The following is a 16,524-nucleotide window of genomic DNA, read 5'->3' on the forward strand; positions in this document are numbered from 1 at the left end:
CATGACTACCCTTTTCCTTATTCAGTCGCTAAACTTAACTAAGTTGATTCAAGCATAGCCAAAGCTTCGAATTTATAGTTGTTATAGCAATTCCACTTCGTGTCTTCATTCGTAATTTCTTCAAATACTGGTGATTTCCACTTGTAGTATTTTAGGAATTTATCTTTGCTAATTACTTCACCACGGAATAGCTGTTGTTCTGTTGAGTAAATTGCATAACCACCATTAGGCGTTGCTTTCCAGTAAGTAAGACAACCTTCATCAGCATACTTTTTAATGCTAATTTCAGCTTCTTCTACTGTAGGGCAAATTTTGCTTAGCGATGCCCGTGTGATCTCAACCAAATCGTCACGAATACTAAAGCGCGAAAATTCAGGTAGTCCCAAATATGTTTTAGCAATCACACGTATAATTTGATGCTTCACTGCTTCAATATCTTGATCATCAATTGCTTTTTCAAGATCACATGCAGCTTTATAAATTTCATTGACGTAGCATGTATAATCTTCGCAAGGATAAAGACTTTCATTAAAGTAGATGTCTTTGACTTGTTTTTCTTTAATGTCCATATCGCAAAGATATGCTAAATACAGAATGGTTGTGATGATATCACCTACCCCATCACGCAATTCTTCATAATCTTTTTCTGTTACAGCGAGTACTATTTCACGCAATTCTGAGCTAAAAATACGAAAAGCAGATTTTGCACCTTTAAGATCAGCTAAATCAAATGAACCACGGACACGATTAAACTCTGCTTGTAAGGCATAAATCATAGAATAATCATGAAGACTCAAAATATTATCTAAACTTGTCATTAACACAAATCTCAAGGGGAAAACGTTGGGCGAATTATATCACTTATTATCTTAAATAATAATGTTTTGGAAACATTTATTATAAAGTATTATGTTTATTATGAAAATCGACACAATCAATCGGGAAGTGGCGGTAAAACTATCTCACTAATACTGATTAAATCGACCTTCCAGCCAATATTTACATAAAAATTAAAAGCTTGAAAATAACAGGTATTACTACTGTTCTTCCAGTAAAGACGATTTGTATCATTGGGGTCAAAGTTGTAAGCACAATATTTTGATTCTTTATTACCACGCTTATAGTACAGATAGACCCCTCCATCTTTCATAAGTGCCGCTTCTGCTTCAATGTATTTCCCATATTCCACCACTTCATGCAAGTATTTTAAGTCATAATCATTTTTTAGACCTACTATTGCCACCATATTTAACCACCAAAAACAAATGTTTATCTATTGTTTAATATATATCACATTAAGCCCTATTAAAAACAATTAGTATTTCCATTAAATGTTATTAATCAATTGTTTCTGTAACATTATGCCAATTTATTATTTTCATAAATATTATGTATATGCTTGTTTAGTATGGTTTTTCCATAAAATAACCGTATTGCACGGCGCTTTTTCACGTTTATATTTCCTCGGAGGCCGCTGTAATAAAATGCCAACCAAAGAATCAATAGTTACTGTACGATACTAATTACTAATTACTAATTAGTATGAAAGTACTCTCAATCACTAAAATAATTTCGACTATATAGGCAAACAAACTTACCCAATAAATTTTAATAAAATTAAAATGTAATAAATACAGTGGGTTGTGTTGTTGTGAAAATAATTTGGGTTATCCTTATTTATTTTAAAAAATCTAAAAATTTTATAGACTTATGTTAAAATTGGTCTAGTGACACATCGCACATGCGATTTTCAGGTGAACAAAAAGAATATTAACTTTAAGAGATTGGTGACATATCGCACATGCGATTTTCAGGATTTCCAAGACTAGGATTTGAACATCTACATCGTGACACATCGCACATGCGGTTTTTAATAAAAAAACGCCCTATTTGATTTATAAGGCGTTTTTTTATTTTAAGAAGTAATGTTTTTAACAAAAATTCCAAAATTTCTTTTTGAAACTTAACCTTGGAGCACTATTGGAAATTGTTCCAATTATTGCTCTTTGCATTTTCCAAAATTAACTGGACCATCTTATATTCTTCTAAACGACTCAAATCTTTATCTGTGATTGCAGGCAAGCGTGACAAATCCATATTATGCGCTACATCTGCAAGCTTAACTTCACAAGCAAGTCTGTTGCTTACGATACGGTGGGCTGAATCAACACGGCGTTCGCCCTTTAATTTAGTCAAAGCCATGATCGCTTGAATAATTTCTTCACTACATCCCTGCGCCTTTAGATCATCTTTGGTTGCATCTGTGTCTTCAAGTAAGTCGTGCCCTGCAGCCACAACTTTTGCAGCTATTGATGTAACTTGCCCCATAACAGCTAAAGGATGAAGGATGTATGGCTTTCCACCTTTACACACTTGACCACTATGCTTCATGGTAGCAAAAATAATCATTTTACTTAGTAGGTCCATATCACTCTCTTTGTTCTTTGGCCATCCAGATTTAAACTCATGATTAGGTTTTACGTTCAGAAAATTTAAGGCTTTCGTGCTCTTAAGTTTTCCTTTCGCAAAGCATTCTCTACAAAAACTCTAAATGGATGTTCTTTATTATTGTTAATCGCATCTCTAACACCCCGAACCACTTCTAGCGAGTAACCATCAGGTCTATTACGAATTCTCGCAAGCTCTTTAAGTGCTAAAGCCACTGATTCATTATTTACACGATAACTTTGCTGTACTCTGCTCTGCTGATCAACAACGTTAAATTCAGTCATTCTATTACCTTTTAAAACTACCAATAATCACTACTAAAAATTAATCTCATTATTTTTATATTGTTGTCTATAGAGGTTTCACATTACCCCCCCCGACTTAACTTGTTCAGCTAACTTATAAAGCTCATCGGCACTACTTTCAGAAACAGGAATGCCAGCAAGACCACCTTTAAATATATCTGCCAATATTTCCATACATTCTGTCTGTTTCTGTTTTGAACATGATGTTGCATAGTGAAGTGCTGATTTTTCTAATTGCAATTTCATTGCTGGTACAGGCTCTAATTTGCTTTGCTTATAATTCTGTTGTGCCAATTCAAGTTGTGCTTCCGGCTCCCCCATGTCTGCAGCTTGCTTTACCAGCTCTACGCCGTATTCCAAATCCTTTTCGACTCCATCGCCATTTAAATACATACTCCCTGCCATGAATGCAGATACGGCGTCATTATCTGCAGCATAGATATACTTCATCAAAGCTTCTTCTTTATCTACTTTAACTCCGATACCGTGGTAATACATATTTCCAAGCAATCGCGCTGCTACATAGTCTGTGCTTAGATAATCTAAAGCTTTGTTTGCCATGATGAATGCAGTTCTTTTATCATCTTCATCCTGACTGTTATATAAAAATAATGCCTGTTGAGTAAGCTGACTACCTGTTGATTCTGTAATGATTCTAGAATTAACTGTTGCCGCTTGAACCGTCAGCGTCACAGCCAAAAGAATTCCAGAAACAGTCATACATAAAATGCTATTCATTTATATTTTTCACTTCTACAGGTTTATCTAGTTCACAAATGTTCGTGTCTATGCATTTTTTGGCGATAGAGTCATGAAGCTCTGCAGCGGTAGAAATTAGCTTCATACCTTTTTCAGTATTCATCTCATTTTTATCGACCCCAAACCCATTTACAAAGTAAAGGCCCAATTGACGATAAGCTGCGGCATTATCTCCATTTGAAGTAGATGCCATATACATGTATTCATGCACAGATCGCTTTACAGCATCTGACATTTTTTTATCTAAATCCTGTGTGTTCTTAAGACCTAATCGCAAGCTCTCTGCGTAATCATATTGAGCAACTGCTGAACCGTTGTCTGCTGCCTTTTTAATATAGCCAATCGCTTTTTGATAATCCGAATAATTATCCGATGCCTGCTCTAATAGCATTTTCCCAAGGATATAATTTACTTCTATACGGCTATCTTTGATTGATTCCAGCATTGCAACTGCTTTAGCGCTATCTTGTGGCACTTCTTCGCCGTAATAGGTCATACGTGCCAGTACAAGTGTTCCAAGACTATCTTTATTGCTATGTGCTCGTTCAGCCCAATAGTGAGCCTTTGCATCATTGCGCTTAACTAAAATACCATCATAAAACTCTTGGGCTAATTGACCTTGTGCTACTGCAACATTGTCTACTGCCAAATCATGAAGTGACCGTACCGCATCAATTTTTTTGTCGCCTGCTACAATAATTTCATCTTTAGAGAGAGTACTCATATCCCCTTTGTTTGAGCATCCACTTAATGCCAAACCACTTACTGACATTGCCAGAACTAAAGTAGTTTTGATTGCTATCGCTTTAATATCGATGCGCTTGCTCATTACGCTATTACTCATAAATTCAACCAAATACTCGAAAGTTAAATATGCTTTCATCAATTAAGCTTTTTTCAAATGCTTCTAGATCAAACATATAACCGCTATTAAGCTCATTAATAAACTTTCCATCTTGCCAACCAACGATTCCAACAGCCTCACCACTCGGATTAGCAAAAGTATGATTTGTAATGGTCCACTTCGGCTCGACTTTTCCAAAATTGTGAGAACGCATCCCCCCTACTGGGAATAGCACTAATTTACTCATTGTCCAGATTAGAAATTTCAGACTGTTTTCTGCATTACCTGAGAGCTTCATTGTCTGCTTAACACTGGTTCCAGCATCTAAGGCTTCAACTCCATAGTTCAGCCTGCGAACTGTTTCCTTGGACCCGATTTTTTTATTCTTTACTTGGTCTACTTGTTTATTTAAATCATTTAATTGCTCAAGTAAGTTGTCTTTGGCTTCAATATTGGTTGCAACACGGCGCTCATTGTTGATATTTCTAATCTGTAGCTTAAGCGCACGAAGTTCGGGTGCAAACTCCCCGTCCTCATTCAATATTTTATCTAGGACCGCATGTTCTGATTCCAGAATATATTGCTTAAATTCATCAAACTGATCTGAGATGTGAGATCGACTGCTTATATTTGTCTTCATCAATGCACTTTTAGGAGCAATGCCATTGCCGACACCTAACGCACCCGCAAGGCCCCAACGTCCATATAAATCTATAAGCGGATTCATCTTGCGTACTGGTACATTTGAACCAATACCGGTTGCACGTTCTTTTGATATTAAATCGTTTGTATCAACACCTTTCCCAAGCATATAATGCTCATGAATAGAGAACGTTAATCCATTTTGTTTATAGACCTCTACAAGGCATCTATAACTCGCAAAACGTAACCATCCACGCAAAGTTGATGCAGGCACTATAGGGTCGCCGTGTACATTCAGAGGAAAGTGGTTATTGTTTGGCACGTTCACGGTAAATGGCTCTAAAAGCTCAATACGTCCGTTCAATTCAAAATAGTTCATTCATCCCCCTACATTTAAACAACCAATGTGTTGCCAATAGGAATATAGCAGTCAACGATGTCACTGCTTTTGTAATTTGGCTTATATCGGCATGATTTGACAGGTTCATTGCGTGACATATAGAACATAGACTTCGGCAAAATTCGGTTTAGTTTTTCATCCAAAAACCAACTGTGATCATCCACAATTCTAGTGACCTTAACCTTTTCTATTTCACCAAACCCTGAATTTGACTGCAGCCCAATACCAAGGATGCTATTTAGATAAAATTGGATTTTTTCATGATTGCCATGAGCGAAGAAAATAATGCGCTTTACTTGCGTTGCTAATTTTAGAGTGAACTTTCTGCAAAACACCCCCTCATTTTCTTTAATGCTTTTTTTGACTTTCGTTAATACGCCATCAAACTCATTCCAGTCGGTGCGGGTTATTCTCGTTATTTCTTTGGCCACGATATTATTGCTACTGCTTTTTTCATAAAGTGCTTGAGATGCGTGATAAACATCGTGCGATTTTGATAAGGTTTCATCTAATACTTCGATGATTTTTTCATGACTGTTATTCATTGAGTAGATGGCCCAGTACAGCAAGCCATCCAAATGAATAGGGTGTGTGTTTGAGTGTACGATAGAGGTCATCATATCCACCTCTATGCGTAGAGGATTAAATTCAGACATACGCATTTCCGAAAAGGAATGTTATTTCGGATAGATTATATTCTTTTTTAAAAAAATTAAATAGAAAATATCAATTTATAATCTAATATTTATCTATCGTTTATTTATATTTATAATTATATCAATGCATCAAGCTTGAGGAATGGACTTCATTAGCTAGGCTGTGGCTTATTATATCTTTGAATTCATTACGGAAAATAGGGTCCGAAAAACTACTAATATCTTCAACAATTTGCTTGCAATAAGAATTTACATGTACTGCATTTGGTGATTTAAAAATGGAACTTTTAATTACTTTGATTTTACGACTTTGACCAGAAATACATGCACCATAGATATATTGGTTTCTACGCATCATCATCGCTTTATAAATGGAATTAAATATTTTGCTTGCCACCAATGAATCAGCTTCTACTCCAATAAAAGTGAAGCTATAAATTGTTTTTGCTTTACCTATAACCTTAATCTTTTCTCGTTTAGAAATAGCAATCATACACCGAAACAACTTACTCAAATTGTTTGCAAGCTCAAATTCCCAGCCATCATCATCAAGATACTCAAATTCCACTGATGGGCTTCTATTAACAGATAAGATTTGTTCTTCTTTACTATATTTCGGCAAAGAGCAATATGCGAAGTATAAGGCTTCGTTAATTTCTTCGTTAGACTTGTTTTGACAGTCTTCGAATCTCAACAATATCTTATCTACCTTGTTTGCATATTGCATTTAAGCCTCTATTTAAAATTATCCAGAACTACCACCCATGGCCTCATTAATATTAATTAGCTTCAAACCAACCATATTGCCAATTTAATAAAAATACATGTCAGATTTTTAATTATTGTAAATTTTTATTATAAAAAATCAAGTAAAAATAAATCAGAATGCACTATTTTAATAAAACCCAAACTGCATTCAGCCTGCACACTTATTGGGCGTTTTTCTTGGTTATAATATAAACATAAAAATGCCAAAAACCCCATATAACAAGGGATTCAGCAATGTCGAAAATGTTACCAAACGCTAAATAAACTTTACCGTTTGGTAAAATACAAAGTGCCTGTTTTCACCGTAAAACTATAAAAACAACAAGTTACTTTTATTTTACAATCATTACACTAAGTTACAATAATATTAAAATAAAAAATGTACCTTATTGTCGATTTTATTTACTAAAAATAAAATAAATACTAAAACCAATTATTAAAAAAATAATAATCCTAAATAATTTTAATGATCGAGAAATATTCATATTTAAAAATTCAAAATCTCACTTAAAGAAAATTCTAGAACAACAAGCGCCACCAAGCATAACCAAAACAAAAATAATAGATGATTATCTCAAAAATAATTTAAAGTTATTTTTTTGAATTTTAATTATTAAAATACAATAACTTATAGCTTTTACATATAATTCAATTTCAAAACAGAACAGAATCAATAGATAAATAATAAATAATAAAATCTATTAATATTTATTAAATTATTATAATATTAAGATATCAACACAGAGAATCTACAACATGGAAATCTTATACTCAGAATTGCCTGATGAACGATCAGTTTTTCATCAAAAAAAAGATGCTTCTCTCATCATCGACAACCTTACGGCATTCTCTACCGCACTGCCTTATCTCGACTCGCCTATAAATCAGGGAAATAAACTCTTAAATCAAATCCAAGAAAATGTAACGCATATACACAGCTCCAATGAACTTCTTCTGTCAATTGCAATATTTCTATTTAAACAAGATCAAGATCGACTAAAGCCCAAACTTGATGCAATCACCCTTGCCTTAAATGAGGGTATTGCTTTGGCTCAATCGAATAAGTCTGATTTCAGCCTTTGCATAGACAAACTGGAAAAAATTCATGAGAACTTACTTGAATCAAATTATAAAAATGATTTATTGGCCATACTTGCTCAAAATCGTTTAAAACTAGCCAATATTTCACAGCAAACAGAATTCGCCGTGAATTTTATGGAGCGACTTGAGAATTATAGAGACATCAAGCTATTCCATCTCAATGAGGCTCTACAGCTTAAAATTAAAGAAATACCTACTGTATTGACAGCTACAGCCTTAAATGACAAATGTTTAAGTGCAATTAATAAGCATAAGCACTTTATAAAAACATGCCGATTTCTAATTTGCATTGCCTTATTCGCAGCTTCTTGGAATCTAATGGCGACACATTTCCAATTAACATGGGAAACCGTAAAAGCCATTGAAGTTAGCACCACTCCCTCTGTATCTGAATATTCCGGCTCATTTCGCAACTTAACCTCAACACTGGAAGAATCTGCAGAGACTTTAAAAAAATTCTTTTACTACCCTCTTAAATTTGCTCTATTGCTAGGTATGATCGTGTCAGGCATAGGAATTTTGTCTGGTATTTCTCAATACAAAAAAGAATCAGGACTTATTTTTGCTGGTTTGTTTACTGGTGGGTTCTTTTACGCACTTTTGATAGGCGTTGAATACCTTTTCGGCCCCAAAGCTCCAGAAAATATTAAAGAAATCACAATGGTTTCAACTATTGAGTTTATGCATTTAAGCCAAAACTTTACTATCGCTATGTTAATTATTAGTATTTTTATATTTTTTACGATCATCTGGAAAAAACAGTCAGATAAAAAAGTTTTTGACGCAATAAAGCTTTTCCAAAAACAAAATCATGAAAAGTAGCCAATAATTGACTCTAGTTAGGTTTAAGAAAATATGAATACACTTATTGATATACCAGATGAACAAAAGCTAAAGACTAAAGCAAAATCAATTATTGAAAATCTGACAAATTTATCTCCTACTTTGCATTTTTTAAACGAACCACTGGTAGATGGTGATCAGCATTTAGCGAATTTTCAGCTTGAAGTCAAAAATATAAATAGCTCACATCCTTTAAGTGAGTCTATTTCTTTATACCTTTTCAGTCGGCGTAAAACTGGCTTAAAAGCTGAGCTTGAAGAAATTCTTGGCCGGATTAACATCGCACTTGAACGCGCCAATAAATTGCTTAGTGGTTATAGCTATTCTCTTAATGAATTAAAAGAGACTCAGTGTTTAATGTCTGAATCTGAATATAAAAATAATTTATTTTCAATCATTGTTCAAAATGAGTTGAAGTTGGCCAACATGCAACAACAACTAGATCACGGAGTATCCAAGGCAAATAAGTTAGAAAGTTTTATCGATATAAATTTATATCACTTTAACGAAACAATGACGCTGAAGTATGACCTCTCAAATAAACTCCCAAACTTACCTGAAATACAGTCACAAATTAAAAAATTTGAATCCAGCTATTCTTTCACCAAGATTGTTTTATCTTGGTTTTCGGGATTTATGCTATTCATTTCTTTTTCTAATTTTCTGGTATCAAATTTTGTAATTCAATATAAGTCAGTCATTGAAAAAGAAGTTCCTCTTGTTAAAGAGATCAGTGATTTCTCTCCCCTTTCGAAAGCTTCTGCCAGTATAAGTAAATCAGTAGATACTGTAGCCACTTTTGGCAATGGCCTTATGATACTTGCCAGCATTCCACTTGTTGCCAGTGGTGTAGTTCATCTTTGGCAACATTTTGCAAAACCTCTTGAGCGAACTCATGAATCATCCCTACAAGATGCTATTCACTATTTAATTGGAGGTTTTGGCATTTTATTAATTAATCATCTTTGTCAAAAAATGTTAGCGCCAGAAGTTAAAACCATAGAAGTCCCAACTATCATTACTTACGAATTTTATAATTTAGGAACCGCAGCAAGCTTATATACACTCTGCATTTCACTAACAGCAATATTAATTTTATTTCTATATATCCGGTACAAGGCTGAACCTGTTAACTTAATCAAGCTCTTTAAGGATGCAACAAAGAGCCAAGGAGCTGAGCATTGAATACTTACGACCCTACTATGAATGACGACACATTGAAAAAGGAAGCTAAAGAGATTATTGAAATCCTTACAGGTCTTTCTCCCACTCTTGAGTATTTAAACAAACCCATTTCTGACAGTAATTTAGTCCTAAAGAATGTCGCCTCTAATATCACTGACATCACTGATAAACAGCCATTAGTTCAAATGATGGCCTTATATCAATATGAACAGCAGAGAACTTCGGTAAAATCTGAAATTGATGACTATATTCAACTACTAAAGAGTGGTGTATATAAAGGCACAACAACTTTAGATAGCTATGACGTATGCGTTAAACGACTAAAAGAGCTTTCTGAAAAACTCCCTGACTCCAACTTCAAATCTGATTTAAGCCCTATTGTTGCAAGTAATTTTTTGAAGCTGGCCACTATCGAAAATCAGATTCAAGGTGCTAAACAGCACATAGAGCGATTAGAAAACTTTTCTATTATTAATCTGTACCACATGAATGACGCCCTCTCCATAACAAATAGTCAGTCAAAACAGGCTCCAACGTTTGAACAGATTCAAAAGGAATATATTTCTTTTCAAAAAAAATATAATTTACTTACAAAATCTCTAACGGGGCTTCTTTTCGCTTTCATCATCCTTAGCATATACAACTTCTTGGCTTCAAAATTTGTAATGCAATTTGAAAGCAAACTCACAATGGGCTTACAAAATAATAAATGGATTGAATTATCGTCAACATCGACCGGAATGACAATTTTTCTTATCTCATGTACTGCTATAACACTTACTTCATTTGTATTTATGTGTCATGCAATGCTGAAATATGGCAGGGAAGATGAAGGGACTGCGGTAGTAAGATGCATGATGGCTAGTCCATTTTTCGTCATTCCTGCTTTTATCGCTGGAATAATACATACAAATAATACAATAGCGGATGAAACAATCAAAAAATCCATTACAAAAGTTATTGAAACTATCACCACCTATGATTTTTATAGTTTAGGTACAGCCGCTACTATTTTAATGAATCTAGTCGTTATTGTGATTGCCATAATCGGAATTCGAAACATGAATAAGAATAAAAAAATAATCAATTCATTCAATGAAGTTTTAAAACCAACCCAGATCAACACTGATAAAAATTCAGGAGTTTAAAATGAATACTTTTAAGAATGATATCAATAGTGCTGAAACTATAGCTGATAAAAAAGCAAAAGAAATGCTGACAACCCTTACGGCTCTTTCTTCTTCTATTTCATCTATAGAGCTTTCTATAACTGACAGCAATAGCCTAATCAAAGAGACACAGGATAAGCTTAAAAATATTACCAGTAAAATACCTTTACTGCAGTCAATTGGAATGTATCACTTCAACAATGAAAAAGATAATTTGGTAAAAAAATTAGAAGGGCATATAACTGATCTAAATAAAGGGAAAAATCAGGCTCAATATATTTCTACAAATTATAAATATTGTATTGATGAGTTAGAAACAATCTATCCTCAGCTAAAAGATGGTGATTTCAAACATGATATGATCGGAATTTTATCTGTTAATCGTTTGAAAGTAACACATATTGAACAGCAAATAGAACAAGCTGAAAATCAAATTAAATTGATAGAACGCTATGCGTATGTAACCCTACATCATATTAATGATTCTTTTAACAATGGATTAAAAGCCACTCCAATTAAAACACATGAACAACTTCAAAAAGACATAAATAAATATCATGATGATTTTGATAAAAGTCGCTTTACGCATATTATTTTAGTGATTGTATTTTCAATTTTGGCACTCTATAACTATTTAGCAAGCACGTATCATATTACTTGGACGTCTATTGAGAAGATTTCTTCTGGTCGTGAAGTTGAGAATTTAACAAGTGTTGCCACTACTGCCATTCCCGCAATGAGTAGCGCCGTTGGCTTCTTACTTATCGCATATATAGGTTTTCATTTCATGATGAACTCAAGAATACCTATTTTCGCAGTACTCATGATGCCCTTAACCATAATAATTCCTTACTTTTTCGGCAATATATTTGGTGATGAAACACTGGCCAGTAATGAAAATTTAGTATCTACCACAAAGGCAATTACACACACTATAGACTTTTTTAACTTAGGTTCTGCTGGCATATTTACGTTTTCATCCATGGCAATTTTAACTTTAAGCTACATTATTTATCGTACTTATAAAGTGAATGAAGTGAAAGCTGCCATTAGCTTATTAATGAATAAAAGTAATAATTTATTAATGGGGTTTAAAAAATGATGTTGATTCGCTATACAGATGGATGGCTTAAATGGCTTTCTATTATTTTATTTTTTTTAGTTTTTTTATCTTTTGATGTATTTCAAGAATTGTTTTTTGTACCAAGTCTTAGAACCGTAATTGGCATCTACTACTATGGGTTTTTCCCCACCTTCCTCATTTTTTTTATTCTTTCAATTGTTTTGGGTTGGTGGGTCAAAGATAGTGATCACTTTAACCTACAGAATTACAAGTATACAAAACTATTTGAACTTTCAATTTTACTAGGTATTGGTTTTGGGTATTACATGTATTCTGTTAACTAAAACTATTATAACTACAAGGTCTCATGGTCTAAAAAACCATAATTTAATAAGGGTTTAATTTATGCTTTATCAGAAACGCGATATTAATCATATTGTAGAAAATTTAAAAAATACTGAAACAACACATGTTAATCGATTTAATGTCGAATATAAAAAATCATCTAAGAACCCAGATGATCTTGCTTCATTACTAGAAGATGACGGTCAATCGGGTATTTGGATTGAATCAAAATTTAGCAATCATGAGTTGGATACCGCTATATTCTTAGAAATCAATAATTGATAGAGTTGTGCTAAAATTAATGTTGTTACATATCGCACATGCGGTTTTTAGATATTGAGAGATCAAGTGAATAATTTGAATATTGCTACCTATCGCACATGCGGTTCATAGGCAAGGACGCGCTTTTAGGCACAAAAACCAGCTACATATCGCACATGCGGTTTTGACAATACCAGTATCCTTTCTATTTGAAAGTTTTTCTTATGCTTTTCTTATAGAACAATATCCAAATAATTATTAGCATTGGTATTCACATCAAAAGTACCATCAATTTCAAAAATAATGCCACGGGCATAATTATCAATAAATCTTGCAGGAATGGCATTAATTAAAGGTCTTGCTTTGGGCGAGTTAAAGTAAGGCATACGCGGGTCAGCAAACCATATATATATACTATCGTATGGTGAGCGAATACCACGACCCAAACCTTGTTTTAATACACGTATACAGAAATTAAGATGCTTTAACCAAATAATATTATCTACTACATGCTGTGGCATATTTTTATTCAACATATATTCACGGGCAACAAAGTCTTCAAGTTCATTTTTTGGCGCATTCGGTAAACGTGTGATGATTACATTCTTCAAAAACTGAGTATTTTTTTTTGTACGGATGTTTAAGCCATCCCAGCCAGATGGGGTAATTAAAATACGCGCTTCACCATTTAGGAAAATTGGTAATATTTCTAAAAGCTTTATTCCCTTTTCCTGAGTGACTGCAGATACTCCCATATTTTTTAAACATTCACTTAAAAGCCGACTTTCCTCAAATGAATAAGTCAGTACCAATGTTGGCCCTGTTTTAGATGCTTCTACAAGCATCTTAGCTGTATATTCCAGCCAAATTTGATTAAATCGATTACACCGGTTATCCCTGTCATAACTTGTTGGTACTGAAACCTCTTTACTTGGCAAAATAAATTTCATTTCACCGTATGAAGATGGTGACAAACGCATATAACGCGTCACTTCTTCATGCTTAAACCCAAGATCGCCCACTATTGAAACTGCATCTTCATCCAACCGAGCATCAAAAATAGTTGCTGATGTGAGTATCGTCCGTGTCGTAAGCTTTCTTACTGTATGTGCGAATAATCGTGATGCAATTGGGTTTACTACGGCCACACTACATGTTCTGTTGTGGTCGGTGAATACCAGTGCTCGATAGAAAAAAGTGTTCGCTACGGTCCAATGGGAAAGTGTGATCAAGGCCTCTTGCAATTGCTCCATCATTTCAACGTGGTTATGACTAAGCGCATTACCCTTTTGAAATGTCTGAAAGTCTTTTTCTAATCGGCGTAGATAAATTTGAATCTGTCGAACGTAATCCACTTGCTCATTTAGCCAATGCTTATGGCCACCAGAACTAATATAAAAATTATCATTTGCGCCATTACCTTTATCGTATTGAGCAATGACTTCTGACCACGCCCCTACAAATGATTTTGCCTCATTAATATAGCTCTCTTTAAGACCGAAGTATTTTGCACGGTTAAATAAATTCAGAATTCCTAGAACTGGCAATTGCTTATTTGAACGCTCTGCCATTAACCGATCTAAATGGTGCGCTTCATCTGTGATGACCATATATGCTGATTGTACAAAGTCAGTTACATTGTCATGGCCAATCAACGTTGCGTGATTCGTCAATAGCAATAATGCATTACTCGAATTATTGATATGAGCCACATAAGCATCGTTGTCTATGTTTCCACTATAGAGTAAACAAATATCGCCACTATAAATATGATCAGGAAAAACGTAATAATCTTCAAGCCAATCTAACCATAGTCCAGACCCGCCACGACATGAATTTTCAGCAAATCTTTGAAATTCTTCCAGCTGCTCTATATACGCTGTATTTGAGCTGTACTTTGATTTCAATCGCTCTACTGTTGCATGTGTTCGCTCCAAAGAGAAAAAGGCTTGTCTACCCATTCTATAGCCATATTTAGGTGGCTTAAGCCCTAACGTCTCAACAACCTTTACAGCAAAAGGCATATCTACCAACATAATCTGTTTTTGAAGCAGTCGGGTAAAGGTAGAAATGATGACTTGTTCTGAATTGGGATGAAGACTAAGAAATATTAAGCACGGAATTATATAACCAATACTCTTACCAACACCTGTTTCAGCTTCCAAGATTGCAAGCGCCTTTTCTGGCTCCATTAATGCTTGAGCAACTGCCTGTGCATACTGGTACTGTTCTTCCACATAGCGACCACCAAGCTGAACAATCACGCCATTGGATTTAAAAGCTTCATCTACCAGATCAAAGATGTCCTGATTATTTATCATATTTATTATGAATCCTTAACATGCCAAAACCATAGACGCGCTGCTTACCTACCCCAAAATTCCATGCTTGATTAAAGAGCGTCAGATCATGAACGTAACCACTATAGATAACCAATACGGACTTTTTAAATACCGTTAGATTCTGTCGCTTATGCAATACACGAATATCGTTTCCTCCAAATATTTCATATTGGTATCCACCAGTGTTCAGCCCACAACTCAACGCTGCATCAATAATGTTTTGCTCAAGTTCCGTTTTAGTATATGGCCGAACATACGATTTTGTACGTGTTGTATTTGATTGTGCTTCGTACTTCAATTTTGGTGGCTTAACAATTTTATCTGCAGGCAAAATAAGCGAGATGCAAATAGGCTCGTTCACATCAATATTCACTTCCATAGGTTGTATAGAAGGATGATGTATCTTTACACTACTTCTACCAATCAAATAATCGCCATTACCATCACTGCCATTCACGTATTGAATTTGTCTATTTTCATTCTGAAATAGATGACTTATTCCATTAATACGCAACCAATCAACCAATGTCCTATGTGCATCTTTGTCTGCAGGCACTGGCAGTTTAAACAACCAAGATTCAAGCATTTTCATTAAGCACCTTTAGAAATAGTTTAATCATGTACGATTTAGCATGAACATTTATGTTTAATAGTTCACTTAGACTGGTCATAAGCAAATAATTATCTGCGATAAATGCTCTGACCGGATGTTCATGCACTCTGCCATGAGTTACGTCCAGAATGATCTGTAAGGCTCTTTGCATCGCCGTGTTCGTGTTTAACTTCGCTAAAGCATTCAATTCTGACCATACGTGAATTGGTAGATGGTATAGCCCCTTAGACGTAGTGATAGATAGTAACTTTGAATCCGAAACCAAAAGGTTTCCTGCATATTCTTCTAATCTTAATGATGGCTTAAAAACCACTGCCTCTATTGGATTATATAATAGCTTTATAATATACCAATCAATTTCATATACCAAAAATCTAACACAACTATTTTTGGGTATTTTTGTTTCATATCCAGAAGAAATAACCAAGGTAATGAGCTTTTCCTCAATAATCATTAATGAACCAATAAAACTAATTGGGCTATGCGCTCGGCTCCCTGTCAAAAATCCAAATTCTTTTTCATTTTGGGTACTTAACCAACTACAAACGGAGCATTTATCATCTTTTCTTGATGAGAAAATAACATCTGAGCCTACACGCATACATGTGTAGCATTGTTTCTGGTTGTCGCTATACATCTCATCTGCACATGTTTTCGCATGACCTAGAATGTACTCGTATGCACTCATATAAATACTCCAATCCATTCATAAACATTATACAAAATAATCAATTTAAATATAATAATAATCTTTCTATTATTATATAATCATAATTATCA

General features: G+C 34.3%; 17 protein-coding genes. 5 read left to right on the forward strand and 12 right to left on the reverse strand.

Features of this window, described 5'->3' with window-relative positions; genetic code table 11:
* Positions 1 to 38 precede the first annotated feature (38 nt).
* The 9 genes from AMD27_RS16365 to AMD27_RS16405 all read right to left on the reverse strand — a co-directional run bounded on the left by AMD27_RS16365 (position 39) and on the right by AMD27_RS16405 (position 6,781).
* Positions 39 to 818: a hypothetical protein gene (locus tag AMD27_RS16365; RefSeq protein ID WP_067663219.1), complete on the reverse strand. Its 780-nt coding sequence runs from the start codon at positions 816 to 818 to the stop codon at positions 39 to 41.
* Positions 819 to 934: 116 nt separating this feature from the next.
* Complete coding sequence (locus AMD27_RS16370) at positions 935 to 1,246, reverse strand: hypothetical protein (RefSeq protein WP_067663222.1); 312 nt, start codon at positions 1,244 to 1,246, stop codon at positions 935 to 937.
* Positions 1,247 to 1,977: 731 nt separating this feature from the next.
* A complete protein-coding gene (locus AMD27_RS16375; protein ID WP_416202826.1) occupies positions 1,978 to 2,409 on the reverse strand; it encodes a guanosine-3',5'-bis(diphosphate) 3'-pyrophosphohydrolase in 432 nt (143 codons plus the stop codon).
* Positions 2,410 to 2,492: 83 nt separating this feature from the next.
* Positions 2,493 to 2,732: a hypothetical protein gene (locus AMD27_RS16380; RefSeq protein WP_067663228.1), complete on the reverse strand. Its 240-nt coding sequence runs from the start codon at positions 2,730 to 2,732 to the stop codon at positions 2,493 to 2,495.
* Between the two features lie 78 nt (positions 2,733 to 2,810).
* Positions 2,811 to 3,491 carry a tetratricopeptide repeat protein gene (locus tag AMD27_RS16385; protein WP_067663231.1) on the reverse strand — a complete coding sequence of 227 codons (681 nt, stop codon included), beginning with the start codon at positions 3,489 to 3,491 and terminating at the stop codon, positions 2,811 to 2,813.
* Entirely contained in the window at positions 3,484 to 4,356 is an 873-nt protein-coding gene (locus tag AMD27_RS16390) for a tetratricopeptide repeat protein (protein WP_171254879.1), read from the reverse strand. The genes AMD27_RS16385 and AMD27_RS16390 overlap by 8 nt, the downstream gene beginning before the upstream one ends.
* 4 nt (positions 4,357 to 4,360) lie before the next feature.
* Positions 4,361 to 5,377 carry a hypothetical protein gene (locus AMD27_RS16395; protein WP_067663238.1) on the reverse strand — a complete coding sequence of 339 codons (1,017 nt, stop codon included), beginning with the start codon at positions 5,375 to 5,377 and terminating at the stop codon, positions 4,361 to 4,363.
* A gap of 14 nt (positions 5,378 to 5,391) precedes the next feature.
* Positions 5,392 to 6,054, reverse strand: coding sequence for a hypothetical protein (locus tag AMD27_RS16400; RefSeq protein ID WP_228140764.1), 663 nt, complete (start codon positions 6,052 to 6,054; stop codon positions 5,392 to 5,394).
* Between the two features lie 121 nt (positions 6,055 to 6,175).
* On the reverse strand, positions 6,176 to 6,781 hold the full coding sequence (locus AMD27_RS16405; protein ID WP_067663241.1) for a hypothetical protein: 606 nt from the start codon (positions 6,779 to 6,781) through the stop codon (positions 6,176 to 6,178).
* A 797-nt stretch (positions 6,782 to 7,578) separates the two neighbouring features.
* On the opposite strand from AMD27_RS16405, the gene AMD27_RS16410 reads away from it, so the two are divergent.
* From AMD27_RS16410 to AMD27_RS16435, 5 genes are all read left to right on the forward strand, one after another.
* Positions 7,579 to 8,745, forward strand: coding sequence for a hypothetical protein (locus tag AMD27_RS16410; RefSeq protein ID WP_067663244.1), 1,167 nt, complete (start codon positions 7,579 to 7,581; stop codon positions 8,743 to 8,745).
* 33 nt (positions 8,746 to 8,778) lie between these two features.
* Entirely contained in the window at positions 8,779 to 9,951 is a 1,173-nt protein-coding gene (locus AMD27_RS16415) for a hypothetical protein (protein WP_067663247.1), read from the forward strand.
* Positions 9,948 to 11,099 (forward strand): hypothetical protein, encoded by a 1,152-nt coding sequence (locus AMD27_RS16420; RefSeq protein ID WP_067663250.1) that lies wholly within the window; start codon positions 9,948 to 9,950, stop codon positions 11,097 to 11,099. Before AMD27_RS16415 ends, AMD27_RS16420 begins: the two co-directional genes overlap by 4 nt.
* Before the next feature lies 1 nt (position 11,100).
* Positions 11,101 to 12,222, forward strand: a complete 1,122-nt coding sequence (locus AMD27_RS16425) for a hypothetical protein (protein WP_067663253.1) — start codon at positions 11,101 to 11,103, stop codon at positions 12,220 to 12,222.
* 366 nt (positions 12,223 to 12,588) lie between these two features.
* On the forward strand, positions 12,589 to 12,810 hold the full coding sequence (locus tag AMD27_RS16435; RefSeq protein ID WP_067663258.1) for a hypothetical protein: 222 nt from the start codon (positions 12,589 to 12,591) through the stop codon (positions 12,808 to 12,810).
* Between the two features lie 212 nt (positions 12,811 to 13,022).
* Here the strand turns inward: AMD27_RS16435 and AMD27_RS16440 are convergent, their stop codons facing one another.
* From AMD27_RS16440 to AMD27_RS16450, 3 genes are read right to left on the reverse strand one after another with little or no spacing between them, the layout of a single operon-like run.
* Positions 13,023 to 15,110: a helicase C-terminal domain-containing protein gene (locus AMD27_RS16440; RefSeq protein ID WP_067663260.1), complete on the reverse strand. Its 2,088-nt coding sequence runs from the start codon at positions 15,108 to 15,110 to the stop codon at positions 13,023 to 13,025.
* A complete protein-coding gene (locus AMD27_RS16445; protein ID WP_067663263.1) occupies positions 15,100 to 15,723 on the reverse strand; it encodes a hypothetical protein in 624 nt (207 codons plus the stop codon). Before AMD27_RS16445 ends, AMD27_RS16440 begins: the two co-directional genes overlap by 11 nt.
* Positions 15,710 to 16,432: a hypothetical protein gene (locus AMD27_RS16450; RefSeq protein WP_067663266.1), complete on the reverse strand. Its 723-nt coding sequence runs from the start codon at positions 16,430 to 16,432 to the stop codon at positions 15,710 to 15,712. Before AMD27_RS16450 ends, AMD27_RS16445 begins: the two co-directional genes overlap by 14 nt.
* Positions 16,433 to 16,524: the final 92 nt, after the last annotated feature.

It is taken from the genome of Acinetobacter sp. TGL-Y2, assembly GCF_001612555.1.
Taxonomy (GTDB): domain Bacteria; phylum Pseudomonadota; class Gammaproteobacteria; order Pseudomonadales; family Moraxellaceae; genus Acinetobacter.